The following is an 11,649-nucleotide window of genomic DNA, read 5'->3' as shown; positions in this document are numbered from 1 at the left end:
TATGAAACAATATGCTCTTGACAAAGGACTCCCATCATCTGATTTAATTGCAGAAACGGAATCAAAAACAACCTTGCAAAATATGTTATTTTCTAAAAAGATTATTGAAAAGAATCATTTTGCATTAGATAGTGGAATTTATGTATCTAGTAATTATCATATTTATCGTGCAGGAACTTATGCTAGAAAAGCAGGATTAAAAATTGATGGATTAGGTGCTAAAACTAGTCGTTTTTTTGTCCCTAATGCAATTATTAGGGAATATATTGCAGTTTTATCTAATCATCGAATTTTTAATTTAATTATTTTGGGATTGATTGTTATTTTATCATTTAGTGAAATTATTATTCAAAATTAATATAAGTCATCCTAATTTGATGATTTTAATTTAAAAGTTTTCTTTTCCTACTTAAAGTAAAACATTTACCATTAAATTTGTTAAAAAGAAATTAATTTTTTTGGCTTTATTTTTAATCTTGCACTAGAACCATTTTTGTTTAATTTTAATATTAGTTCTGGTGCAAAAATAAAATTAAACAATAAGTCAGAAAATTATCAATTTTATTCTTTTGATAATAATAACTACTACGTGAAATTCCTAATTGTTTTAGAATAAAACTTTTAGAGTAATTAGTTAACTGTTTAAATAATCTTTGTAGTCTATCAATCCATGACAAATTACTTTGCTTTAAAACTTCATAGTTATATTTAATCAAATAATAATCAAAATTAAGATCTGATTTGTAATTTAAATTCGTATTTTTCATTTTAGGACGGCCTAGAGTAGTGTATAATCCAGATAGGCCTTTAGTCTCCAATCTTCTCTGCCAAGTGAAGATAACACTAGGGCTAGATATTTTAAATTGAAGTGCTGTTTCTGGATACGAACTGTGGTTAGTGTGCATCCAATGCAGCACTTTTTGTTTGAACTCACCAGGATATATTATATGATTTGTCATTGGTTTAATTCCACTCAAACCATAGGTTTGATACAGTTTTACCCAATACAAAATTGTTCCACTTCGTTTGATATTATATTTCTTACATAAATAGTTAGAGCTGTGTCCTTTGCTAAATATTCTAAAACAATTTTTATCTTTAATTCAAAATTATATTTAACAACAAAAAGACCCCCAAAAGTCAGATTTTTCTGTCCAACTTTTGGGGGTCACTTCAGAGTAGCCAATCGGTTGCTCTTTTTTATACTAGATACTTGCTTATATTTTTAATAGTGCTAAAACATATATAACAACTAGTTAATGGCTGTGTAATTTTGAAAAAAAGTCTTTTTATGAGTAACAGTATTAAAAGAAAATTCTTTAGGTCTTCATTGATTGCAGGTACTTTACTAGGCATCGGTTGTGGGTGTGAACGTAGTGCATGCTGATAGCACTTCTTCAGCTACAAATACAGAACAATCCCAAACACAAAATAATGATCCACAAAACGTATCTATTAGCGGACAAGAGTTTTTAGATAATTTAAAACAAAGTAATCCTGAAGCTTATAGTAAATTGAGCCAAGAAGATATTAGTAGTATTGCATCTCAAGGCAATGTTTTATCAGTTAACACAGACACCGATAAAACTTATGGCAATATATTTGCAGGTGGGACTTATGTAAAAAATCATAAAAAAAGTTTAACTATTTTTATAAATTCGGCATTAGTTAAAGTTGCAAAGCTTGTTGGAGCAACAGCCATAGCAGGAACTGTAGCTTCAATAGTTGCATCTTACGGTTTAAGTGCAGGTCCAGCTACTGCAATTACTACAGCAATAGGAGGAACAATTGCATTATTACCTACGAATAAAGGAGCTTGGTTTAAAATTAGTAAAAATACGTGGGGATTGATATCTTATGGAACACAAAAATAAAAAGGTTTTATTATGAAAAAAAATAATTTTTGGATAGCTTTTATAATTTCAGTTATTTCTATTTTAATTATAATTTTATTAATAAGTTTAATTGCGGGATTAACAGCTAATTTTTTGGTTCTGGTAACCTTTTAGATTCATCTAGTAATGATCTATCAGAATAAGCAGGTTCATTTTTAATTTTGTAGTTCTTTGGTCATATAATAAAAAACCTTTTCTTATATCTTTGCCTATTTTATCCCAATCACTTTGAATTGCTTTTTTATCTTTTTCATTAGTTAACCTTTACTACAATTTTAAATGGAGATGTTAAAGTTTTGTTTATTGTTTTTGTTATAGTTGCAAAAACAGAAATATAATTATTAAACATAAAAAAAACTCCTTCATATAATTTAATTATATATTAAATAAATACGCATTCAATATATTTCTAATAATTTAAAAATCAATGACCATTTATTAAATATTGTTTAAGATTGCAACTTGACTAATTTAATCTATAGTGATTGTGAAAATAAAAAGCCGTTGAACTCGTTGATATAACTAAGTTCAAACGACTTTATTATTCTACTTGACATAATACACATTAAACGAAGTTAACAAACTATCGTTGATTTAACAACTGGAACAACCATTTATTATTTGTCAAATCTATATTTCATAAAGTCTTTGTGAAATATCAACCTTGTGAACAATTCAGCATGTAGTTTTTAGTAGTTAAATTATTAAGAAAGTTTTAAATTATGTCTATTAAAATGTTTTAATCCTTCTTTTGTAATTTGGATAATTTTATGAGTATGTATATTGATTAGTTCTATATTAGGCTTATCTTTTAAGCTTTTAACATTACATCTATACCTATTCTCATCAATACATGCAAAACTGCCATTTGATAATTGGATTGTAACGATATCTAACACCTCTTTTCTGTTAGATATATGATATTACTAAATCAATATTCTATCAATATACTTTTACTCATATTTATCCTTATCTAACGATAACTTTATCCATATAAAAATTGACTTGTGACCCAATTGGGTTATATAATTTACTTGTAATAAAAGAGGAGAACTACTAGTAATAGTTCTCCTCACAATAGAGACCATTTAAGATGGTGGCTTTACTAATTAAGTTTATAACCCATTAGCTCGACCAAGCTAAGATGGGTTATTTTTTTGATTAAATTTACTAATCAAATCTACAACTAACGCAATCATTGATATAACAAAGATACCAAATGATAACATTATTTGCAGAGTATCTGAAACAGACACTTAGACTACTCCTTTCTTTAGAATTTGTTGCTACATGATTTAACACATAAACACCACTTCCTTTTTAAAAGAAATAGCCACCATCTTAACTTCTCTATATACAAGAGTTTAGCATAGTTTATTTAGTTTTAAAATTACATATTTATTCATCCACATCATCTTTAGTTACTGGATCATTATCCTTATATGATTTACTAATAGCTTGAATAAGAGCATTTTCTTTTTCTTCACTAGGTGGTGCATCAGGTAAGAAGTATCACTACGATGAATGCTAAACCTAATATCATTAGACCTATCTTCATAATCATTAACTCCTTTTATCTGAAATTAATCACTCCAATAAAAAAAGAGCCATATGATTCTTTTTGTAAATTTCTCTATACTACAATATTAGCACCTTTTTTAGGTACTTTGGAAACCTTTTGGAAAACTAGCTATTATTTGAGTAAATAATACACGTTATCAATGAATTTTTTCTTCTTTTTGTTAATAGAAGTTGTACTCAAACACATATCAATAGATAAGAATTTAATGCTTTTACAGTTTTTTCGAAACATATTATCTTTGATAATTCTTTGAGTATCTGCATCACTATCATTAAATACTTTTTTGATAGTATCTTTTTGAAATTGTAACGTTCTAATGTATGGATCTTCAATAAACTTAATTGCGGTATTAGCTACCTGTTCATTACTGCCTCCACTTGATTTGCCCCCACCGACATTTTCATCTTTATATTCATTAAAAGGTGTTTCAATCTCAATTTCTCTTTTCTTAATTAAATTATCTATGTAGTTATAATTACCGATAATTTTAATAATTTCTTCTCTCGTTTTCATTGTTTTGATACTAGCCACCCCTTTAATTATTCTCTTCAACTTGTTTCTTATTCATCAATCCTAATTTAATTACATCGTACTTACTTAACTTAATTGGTTTAACTTGATACATCTTGCAGAAGCTTATTAATCCCATTTCATGTTGCAATGAATTGTGTTGTCTACATAATATCATAGCCCTTAATCCGATATGATTAATACTAGTGCTATCTCGTCCACTACCTACTGAATCATAATGAGCTAAATCCAATTTAGGCTTGCCACAAACCACACATAATATTTTCAATAAACATTGATGTTGCAAGGCATAACTGCTTGCAATTTCGTCCCATACCTTTGTGATGAATAGAATATCTTGTTGAATACAAAACGTGATCATGAAATCAATAAAGTTTTTAGCTACTGTCATAGAACAATCAGATGTATTCAATGTAACAGTTGACTATTTATTGAGTAAAACAACATCTAAAAAAGGTAAAACACCTGACAATGCGACTGAAAGTGATTTAAAAGATTTAAAGGATTTCATGGAACACAATGATGGTTCTATGACTTATGGCGGTGAAGAATTAACTGAAACTGAAAAAAACAGCTTAAAATTGCTATGGAGAAAGTATTCTGGAAACGTAAAAAAGCTAAAAAAGCAACAAAAGGAAATGACGACGAGGAGTAAATCGATATGAATAATAAAATCAATGAAGCTATCAAAACTGTTATAGATAGATATAAAACTGCTGATCCATTTGCAATTGCTGAAAAAATGACCATTGATGTTCAATGGTCTGATTTAATGCCTAATAAACCATTAGGTCAAAATATGTATGATTCTAGTTCAAATATTGAACCAATTATTATATTAAATTCTAAAATAAAAAATAGTCCTATGCGTAATTTAGTTATGGCTCATGAATTAGGTCATGTAATTGTCCAAAATGATTTAATCGGTTGCTATACTTCTGCCAGAAATGGTCATAATTCTTTTGAACGTGAAGCTACCGATTTTGCAGTAGGATTATTAAGTATGTTATATGTAAGGTAAAATTGTACTACTAATGTTACTTTTCAAGATATAGCAAAAACATACGGTATACCTTATTAAATAAGTAGACCAAAAACTGAAGTCTTGAAAAGCTGATTACATATTTAGGAGTAATAAGAATGTCAATTTTTTTAATAATACTCAGTGTATTAATGTGGTTATTAATTTTCATAGCTTTTGCATCTACATTAAATATAAACGAAGCCATTAAAGCTAATAATAAAAGTAAATTTCAATTCACAATTTTTCATTATAATAATTATTTATTTTATTCATTATTTTTTGAAGTCTTTTAACAGCCCAAAATTCACTGAAAACATAATTTTAGCTGTTACATCATCACTAGCGTTGATTATATTAGCAATATTTTATGATGATAATATAAATAAAAAAATGAATAATGAATTTAAACCGAACAAAAGAGGTTTTAAAATAATAATTCTACTAATCTCATTATTCTTCTTTTCTACTAATTATATGGCAGTTATTAATCAAAAAAATGAAGAAAATGCCAAACAAGAAAGCAAAAAGAAAATGGATCAAGAAGTTAAAGAAGCTAGAAAGAAAAATGATAATAAAAACTTATCTCAATATAAGAAAGCTCTTAAATCTGTTCCTGCTAATTCAAATAATGCTATAACTGATGCTTATATTGAAAAAGAAAGTATTACAACTATCGCTGTCTTAAATGATGCTGCATTAGGTTACAGATCAAGTGAGTTGAAAAATATTGCTAACTCTGAATTTAATGCAATGGAAAATATAGAAAACAAATATTTAGTCCGCCCAAATGACAGTACAAATACACCTGGTAATTTAGAAATCAGAAATAGCTCTGGTGAAGTTATTGCCAAACGTGGATTAACTTGTGGATTTAAATACAAAGGTGAATAAAATAAAGCCCTACTGATTAATTTCAGTAAGGCTTTTTATTATTCAATTATTTATTACTAATTATAAATTACTAATAATTCATAATTCTATAGAACTATATTTCTATAAATTAGTGCTATAGTTCTAATTTTCTTTAGTTCCATAGTGCTAATTTTATTAATAGTGTTCATTGTAACTTTGTACGTTGTTACATTGATTTAATGTACATATTAATTAATCAATTAACTTTGACAATGATTTAAAGGCTCTTTGTTGGTCTTCAGTCAATTCATTATTTACATATGAGTCAATCATTTCTTCAATCATTTCATATGTAAATTTATTATGAGTTAATTTAATTAAAATATCTATCTCTTGTTTAATTTGACTCGAAACTTTTAAATTTGATTTTTGATTATCAAATTTACGAGTGGTTGTTTTGTTATTTGTACTTGAAGATACTCCACTTAGATCTTCAGATTTTTTTGGTACGACACGATCTCTTCTTATTAATCCTTTAGGTTTATTGTCAGACATTTTCTAATCTCCTTCAAAATATCTTATTTTTTTTAAAAATTCATCAGTAACATCAGAGTATAATTTCATAACTTTATCATCAAATCTATCTTTTTCTCTAATTCCTGTATTATCAAATCTTTTTAATCGAGCCATTTGCGGGATTTTTACATCAAAAACATTTTCTTTACCAAAAACATCTTGAGATTGAGAAAGAATGAACTCATCTGAACTAGTATTCCTTTCTACAAGAACTGGTAATACACCAAGTATTTCAAAGTCCCCACCATATTCAGCCAAATTTCTTAGATCTTCTAAATATTGAATTGCTCCATCAAGAGCAAGTTCTTGCGTTTGTAAAATTATCAATACGTACTTTGATGCCATAACGGCAGAATCAGTCATAATACTTTTTGTTGGTGGTACATCAATGAAAATATAATCATATTGATTTTCTAGTGGTTCTAAAAGTTTTTTCAAATGATTCATTTTCTTAGCATATAATTCATCATATTTTGGATCTTGTTTATCAACTAATCCAAACTTTAAATCTAAATAAGTTGGATAATTAGCAAAATCAATATGAGATGGTAATAAATCTAAATTCTCTTGAACATTCATAATAATTTCAGACAAATTTTCATCTTTGATAGCTCCCATTAGAGTTTTATCAAAATTAAATACTTCATCACTTGTATTTTGATGAGTTCTAACAAGAACAGTAGTCGCATTACCCTGTGGATCTAAATCCACAACTAAACATCTTTTACCTCTTTGAGATAATTTGTAAGCTAACATTATGGCATTCTTTGTTTTACCAACTCCGCCTTTATAATTCCCCACCGTTATATTTATGCTCATGACATACCTCCAAAATTTAATAATATGAATATATTCATATTATTATTTATATACATTACTCATATATTTATATTATTATTTTTATCTATATGATTAATATATCTTTTTTTGTTTAAAAAATAAAGTTATGAGGTCCATTATATATGGTTATTCTTAAAATATATCTTTATGATATTATTCATATCATCATTTATACTAATAGATATATTAATCATATATTCATATTATCGTTTATAGATATATGAATATATGATATATTGTGATAAAAAAATGTTGACTTTTAGGACAACCATATTGTAGTCTTGAAACATAAATTAAATACAGATACAAAAAAAGAACGTTGATAAATAATTATTTAGAGTAATTATTTATCAGCTAACAAGTAATGCCGTACTTGGTCGCCTTTAACGTTCTGAGTTGCTTATTATATTTGTAGGTCAGTTGTAGCTGACTTATATGTATATTATATCAATTTAGAAATTAATTTTCAATACATATTGGAGCGGACAAGTAGATTTAAAATCTTGTTTGCTCTTTTTTTCTATCTAAAATAGGAGATAGAATAATGCAATTCACTAAACTATATACACAATTATTTAACCAAGGATATAACGCAAATGAGGTAGTAGCTTACTCATTAATTCATGATCGTATGAACTCATCAATCAAGAGAAGTGAGTTCTTTGATAAGAAACAATCAGATTTCTTCGTAATTTATACATTAGTAGAATTGGCTGAAAATATTAACGTAAGTGAAAGAACCGCTTCTAAAATCATGAATAAATTAATTAACGATGGATTGATTAAAATAAAACGCCAATTTAATAAAGCTAATAAAATATTTATTCCCGCATTTCAAGCAGATGAAAGTGTTGTGGAGTCCAGTAAAAATAAAGTACAGGAAAAATCTGCGTCTCCATACCAGAAAAATCTGCAAGTTAATCAGACTAACCTTAATCAAACTAATAAATACACAAATGATACAAATGACACTGCAAAATCCGATTTGAAAATCTTGGCTCAATCATTAATTGAAAAGGGCGGACTATCAGAAAAAATTGTGAGCACCCTATCAGCCTATTCTAATGATAGAGCAGATTTATACAATTATGCTGGATTAATTTACAAAGCAAAGAATAAAGTCGCTCAAAAAGCAATTAAGGCTACTAATGGATATGGTGCAACCAGCTTAGAATCAAATGAATTGTTAAATAAAACATTATCTGAAAAGATTCAAGGTATTATTATTTCTGCTGAACAAAAAGCAAAAAATAAGAGTGGTTATATTATGAGCAGTTTAATTAAAATCTTTGAATATAAAGCTAATGAATTTATGATGGGGAGTTAATTATGAAAATTAGAAAAATAAAAACAGAAGACTATCAAGCTGTAAAGGACTTAGTTATTACTGCATTTAGTAAAAGTGAACATGGCTATGGTGGAGAAGCTGAATTAGTTGAAAAAATACGAAATTTAGATAGTTATGACCATAATTTAGAATTAGTAGCTGAAAAATATGATCATATTATTGGTCATGTGTTATTAAGTGAAATTAAAATTCAAGGAATTAATCAATATGGATTTTCATTAGCTCCTATTTCAGTATTACCAAAAAATCAAAATCAAAAAATAGGTAGTCAACTTATGAAAAAAATAGAAGAACAAGCAAAAAATACTGATAAAAAATTTATTAGTATTCTAGGTAATCCTGACTACTATAAAAAGTTTGGATACAAAGAAGCTAAAAAATATAATATTAAAGCACCTTTTGAAGTTCCGGAAAAATATTATTTAATTAAAAGTATTAATGATTTTAATTTGAATAATTTTTCAGGAATGATTGAGTATAGTTCTGCTTTTGATTAATATCTTTGAATATAAGGCTAATGAATTTATGACGGTAGGATTAAATAATAAAAAAATATTAGAATTAACTGATAAATTAACTAAATTTGACGAAAAGAATAAAAAATATTATTGGGTTCTATTAGTTCCTCTTTTAACTTATTATATTACTATAAGTGCAGTATCTTCTTTTATAAACAATACTTATATTGCTATAATTACTTTGTTTTTATTTTTGCACCAGAACCAATTAATGTTATTGTTTGTTACGTTTGTTGTTTCAATGATTTCTTTAGTTGTAAATTTGATTAGTAAATCTAATTAAAAATAATCATCTTAGCTTGGCCGAGCTAATTGTCATTACTAACTATAAAAGTGAGCCACCATCTTAAATGTTCTCTATTTAGAGAAGAACTATTATAAGTAGTTTTCCTCCTTTATTTATGTTTAAATAATATAATTCGTCTGATTTATAAGTCAATTTTTGAATTGCTAAATTTATTGTTATTTAAGGGTGACTTTTAAATTAATGATAAAATAAAGTAAATAATTAAATTGGAGGTTATTTTATGTATATTTTGAAATTGATTGGAGTTATTATTTTTGTGGTTGACTTATTGATTTTTACAGTTGGAAAAAAATTCTTTTTTATAAGATTATATTTTAAAGATAAAAATATTTTCTCACAATTATTTTTGGGATTAATAATTATTGCAACCGGATGTGTCTTTTATATTTAAGCGGAGCTTTTTCTTAATAAATTAGTTTCTGGTGCAAAATTAAAAATAAAACAGTAAAGTTAGATTACTCATTGAATGTGTTAGAAATTAACTTAATAATTCATTTACTGCATCAGTCTACAGCAATGATTTTACTTACATGTTTACATGATTGAAATCCAGCGTATTTATATAAAGTTCTTTTAGCTAAACGGTGAGCCTGCTCCATATTTAGTTGTAACTAAGTAATTAGGTGTCACATAATTATTGATTAATTACTTAATAAATTTAGTATGAAGAACAAAAATCTAGCGTTACCCTGTGACTGTTAATTTCTCGATAACTAAAACTAAAACGGAAATAGTAGCCTATGGTTACTACAATAATATCTTTTTGAAAATGATTTTTCATTTTGTATAATCAATTTTTAATTTTATTATAAATTATTTCTATTCATTTTTTAAATTTTTGCAGCAGAATCGCTTATTTTTCAGGTTAAAATTTAACAATTCAAATAAAGTAAATGATATACTTAAACAATTATATATAAAGGGAGATTAATATTTATGATTAATTCATATAAGATTTTTTGGACAAGATTATTAAATTTTTCAGGAACATCAACTCGTTTAAATTACTGGGTACCAGTAATTATTAACTGGTTAATTGGTGGAATTTTAATTAGTATTATTCAAGGTATTATAGGTCATCCAATTAATGATATTTATACATTCACTGATTTGAATTTAAGTGTTGGTAGTCAAATAATCGCAGCACTAGTTTGGATTGCAATGTTATCATTAACTATCAGAAGACTTCATGATTCTGACCATTCAGGATTTTGGATATTTATTCAATTTATTCCGTTATTAGGACAAATTTGGTTCATTATTTTAATGATTTTACCTTCAAAGAAAAATCGTTGGAGTGAAATTTAAAGGAGTTAATTATCGGTCTATACAATTTTTATTCAATAAACATATTAGATTTAACATTTTTTAATAATAATTAATTTCTTATTTGTATTATCAGCATTTGAATATACAACTGTGATGCGTTGGGTTCATTTTTATGGACCATTATTGAAAAAAATGTGGAAGAAAAAACATAAGTCTAGACATCAAAGCTGGAGAATGGATGAAACCTATCTGAAAATCAAAGGTACTTGGTATTATTTATATCGAGCAATTGATAGCTACCGAGTAACGCTAGACTTTAGTTTGAGAAAAAGAAGAGACTTTTGTTCTTCCTATCAATTTATTAAGCGATTAATTAACAACTACGGGACGCCTAATTGCTTAGTTACAGATAAATATGGAGCAACTTTAAAAGCAATTCGTCAATCTTGGCATTAAATGAATTATTAAGTTAATTTATACAATATTTAAAAAGTAAGTTTACTTTACGGCTTTATCTTTAATTTTGCACCAGAACAATTCATACCAGCTACTGGTTAAAAAATTTGGTGAGTGTTACTTGGTTAAATTATATAAAGTAACTGGAAGTAAGTCTAATGTTTAAGCTACAAATTAATAATCTGTATTGGAAAATTTATATTAGCACAAATTGCTTCTTAAATAGGTATTTAATAAACTATTAGTAATGTGGATAGAAAATAAATAATTTAATGAGAACTTTACATCATTACAAATCATCAATGATTTATATATCATATTTTTTTTATTTGTCATATTCAACAAATAAAGCATCATAATAAAAATTTATAATTGCATGATATACCTTTAGGTTATTTAACTAAACAAAAATTAATAGGGAGTAAAATTATATGATAAAAATATTATTGTT

16 protein-coding genes and 1 pseudogene are annotated in these 11,649 nt (G+C 26.4%); 11 read left to right on the top strand and 6 right to left on the bottom strand.

Features of this window, described 5'->3' with window-relative positions; genetic code table 11:
• Positions 1 to 358 (top strand): YdcF family protein (locus tag GSH19_RS05010; protein ID WP_237027009.1); only part of this gene is annotated, 358 nt, incomplete at its 5' end.
• 151 nt (positions 359 to 509) lie between these two features.
• Here GSH19_RS05010 and GSH19_RS05005 read toward each other — a convergent pair.
• Complete coding sequence (locus GSH19_RS05005) at positions 510 to 1,010, bottom strand: helix-turn-helix domain-containing protein (RefSeq protein WP_237027008.1); 501 nt, start codon at positions 1,008 to 1,010, stop codon at positions 510 to 512.
• A 357-nt stretch (positions 1,011 to 1,367) separates the two neighbouring features.
• Between GSH19_RS05005 and GSH19_RS05000 the strand changes: the two genes are divergently transcribed.
• On the top strand, positions 1,368 to 1,874 hold the full coding sequence (locus GSH19_RS05000; protein ID WP_237027007.1) for a hypothetical protein: 507 nt from the start codon (positions 1,368 to 1,370) through the stop codon (positions 1,872 to 1,874).
• Between the two features lie 1,160 nt (positions 1,875 to 3,034).
• On the opposite strand, the gene GSH19_RS04995 is transcribed toward GSH19_RS05000, so the two are convergent.
• From GSH19_RS04995 to GSH19_RS04985, 3 genes are all read right to left on the bottom strand, one after another.
• The gene (locus tag GSH19_RS04995) at positions 3,035 to 3,151 is read right to left on the bottom strand and encodes a putative holin-like toxin (protein ID WP_237027006.1); all 117 of its coding nucleotides are present in this window, start codon (positions 3,149 to 3,151) and stop codon (positions 3,035 to 3,037) included.
• A gap of 437 nt (positions 3,152 to 3,588) precedes the next feature.
• A complete protein-coding gene (locus tag GSH19_RS04990; protein WP_237027005.1) occupies positions 3,589 to 4,008 on the bottom strand; it encodes a hypothetical protein in 420 nt (139 codons plus the stop codon).
• A gap of 4 nt (positions 4,009 to 4,012) precedes the next feature.
• A complete protein-coding gene (locus tag GSH19_RS04985; protein ID WP_237027004.1) occupies positions 4,013 to 4,369 on the bottom strand; it encodes a putative HNHc nuclease in 357 nt (118 codons plus the stop codon).
• On the opposite strand from GSH19_RS04985, the gene GSH19_RS04980 reads away from it, so the two are divergent.
• The 3 genes from GSH19_RS04980 to GSH19_RS04970 all read left to right on the top strand — a co-directional run bounded on the left by GSH19_RS04980 (position 4,368) and on the right by GSH19_RS04970 (position 5,923).
• The gene (locus GSH19_RS04980; protein WP_237027003.1) at positions 4,368 to 4,673 is read left to right on the top strand and encodes a hypothetical protein; all 306 of its coding nucleotides are present in this window, start codon (positions 4,368 to 4,370) and stop codon (positions 4,671 to 4,673) included. The genes GSH19_RS04985 and GSH19_RS04980 overlap by 2 nt on opposite strands.
• Positions 4,670 to 5,029, top strand: a complete 360-nt coding sequence (locus GSH19_RS04975; protein WP_237027002.1) for an ImmA/IrrE family metallo-endopeptidase — start codon at positions 4,670 to 4,672, stop codon at positions 5,027 to 5,029. Before GSH19_RS04980 ends, GSH19_RS04975 begins: the two co-directional genes overlap by 4 nt.
• Before the next feature lie 393 nt (positions 5,030 to 5,422).
• Entirely contained in the window at positions 5,423 to 5,923 is a 501-nt protein-coding gene (locus tag GSH19_RS04970) for a hypothetical protein (protein ID WP_237027001.1), read from the top strand.
• Between the two features lie 213 nt (positions 5,924 to 6,136).
• On the opposite strand, the gene GSH19_RS04965 is transcribed toward GSH19_RS04970, so the two are convergent.
• The gene (locus GSH19_RS04965) at positions 6,137 to 6,439 is read right to left on the bottom strand and encodes a hypothetical protein (RefSeq protein WP_237027000.1); all 303 of its coding nucleotides are present in this window, start codon (positions 6,437 to 6,439) and stop codon (positions 6,137 to 6,139) included.
• A 3-nt stretch (positions 6,440 to 6,442) separates the two neighbouring features.
• Entirely contained in the window at positions 6,443 to 7,279 is an 837-nt protein-coding gene (locus tag GSH19_RS04960; RefSeq protein WP_237026999.1) for a ParA family protein, read from the bottom strand.
• Positions 7,280 to 7,844: 565 nt separating this feature from the next.
• Here GSH19_RS04960 and GSH19_RS04955 point away from each other — a divergent pair.
• The 6 genes and pseudogenes from GSH19_RS04955 to GSH19_RS04930 all read left to right on the top strand — a co-directional run.
• On the top strand, positions 7,845 to 8,627 hold the full coding sequence (locus GSH19_RS04955) for a winged helix-turn-helix transcriptional regulator (RefSeq protein ID WP_237026998.1): 783 nt from the start codon (positions 7,845 to 7,847) through the stop codon (positions 8,625 to 8,627).
• A 2-nt stretch (positions 8,628 to 8,629) separates the two neighbouring features.
• Positions 8,630 to 9,145, top strand: coding sequence for a GNAT family N-acetyltransferase (locus GSH19_RS04950; protein WP_237026997.1), 516 nt, complete (start codon positions 8,630 to 8,632; stop codon positions 9,143 to 9,145).
• Complete coding sequence (locus GSH19_RS04945) at positions 9,138 to 9,449, top strand: hypothetical protein (RefSeq protein ID WP_237026996.1); 312 nt, start codon at positions 9,138 to 9,140, stop codon at positions 9,447 to 9,449. Before GSH19_RS04950 ends, GSH19_RS04945 begins: the two co-directional genes overlap by 8 nt.
• 244 nt (positions 9,450 to 9,693) lie before the next feature.
• Positions 9,694 to 9,864, top strand: coding sequence for a hypothetical protein (locus GSH19_RS04940; protein WP_237026994.1), 171 nt, complete (start codon positions 9,694 to 9,696; stop codon positions 9,862 to 9,864).
• Positions 9,865 to 10,409: 545 nt separating this feature from the next.
• The gene (locus GSH19_RS04935) at positions 10,410 to 10,781 is read left to right on the top strand and encodes a DUF805 domain-containing protein (RefSeq protein WP_237026993.1); all 372 of its coding nucleotides are present in this window, start codon (positions 10,410 to 10,412) and stop codon (positions 10,779 to 10,781) included.
• A 102-nt stretch (positions 10,782 to 10,883) separates the two neighbouring features.
• A pseudogene (locus GSH19_RS04930) lies at positions 10,884 to 11,186 on the top strand (DDE-type integrase/transposase/recombinase); the annotation flags it as partial.
• Positions 11,187 to 11,649 lie beyond the last annotated feature (463 nt).

Source organism: Lactobacillus sp. S2-2 (assembly GCF_021698855.1).
Taxonomy (GTDB): domain Bacteria; phylum Bacillota; class Bacilli; order Lactobacillales; family Lactobacillaceae; genus Fructilactobacillus.
This window is presented reverse-complemented; position numbering and strand designations above follow the sequence as displayed.

What these genes read in the sequence shown, in the direction of transcription:
- GSH19_RS04980 (WP_237027003.1), top strand. Translation starts at nt 4,368, where the DNA reads ATGAAATCAATAAAGTTTTTAGCTACTGTCATAGAACAATCAGATGTA.
- GSH19_RS04985 (WP_237027004.1), bottom strand. Translation starts at nt 4,369, where the DNA reads ATGATCACGTTTTGTATTCAACAAGATATTCTATTCATCACAAAGGTA.
- GSH19_RS04975 (WP_237027002.1), top strand. Translation starts at nt 4,670, where the DNA reads ATGAATAATAAAATCAATGAAGCTATCAAAACTGTTATAGATAGATAT.
- GSH19_RS04970 (WP_237027001.1), top strand. Translation starts at nt 5,423, where the DNA reads ATGAATAATGAATTTAAACCGAACAAAAGAGGTTTTAAAATAATAATT.
- GSH19_RS04965 (WP_237027000.1), bottom strand. Translation starts at nt 6,439, where the DNA reads ATGTCTGACAATAAACCTAAAGGATTAATAAGAAGAGATCGTGTCGTA.
- GSH19_RS04960 (WP_237026999.1), bottom strand. Translation starts at nt 7,279, where the DNA reads ATGAGCATAAATATAACGGTGGGGAATTATAAAGGCGGAGTTGGTAAA.
- GSH19_RS04955 (WP_237026998.1), top strand. Translation starts at nt 7,845, where the DNA reads ATGCAATTCACTAAACTATATACACAATTATTTAACCAAGGATATAAC.
- GSH19_RS04950 (WP_237026997.1), top strand. Translation starts at nt 8,630, where the DNA reads ATGAAAATTAGAAAAATAAAAACAGAAGACTATCAAGCTGTAAAGGAC.
- GSH19_RS04940 (WP_237026994.1), top strand. Translation starts at nt 9,694, where the DNA reads ATGTATATTTTGAAATTGATTGGAGTTATTATTTTTGTGGTTGACTTA.
- GSH19_RS04935 (WP_237026993.1), top strand. Translation starts at nt 10,410, where the DNA reads ATGATTAATTCATATAAGATTTTTTGGACAAGATTATTAAATTTTTCA.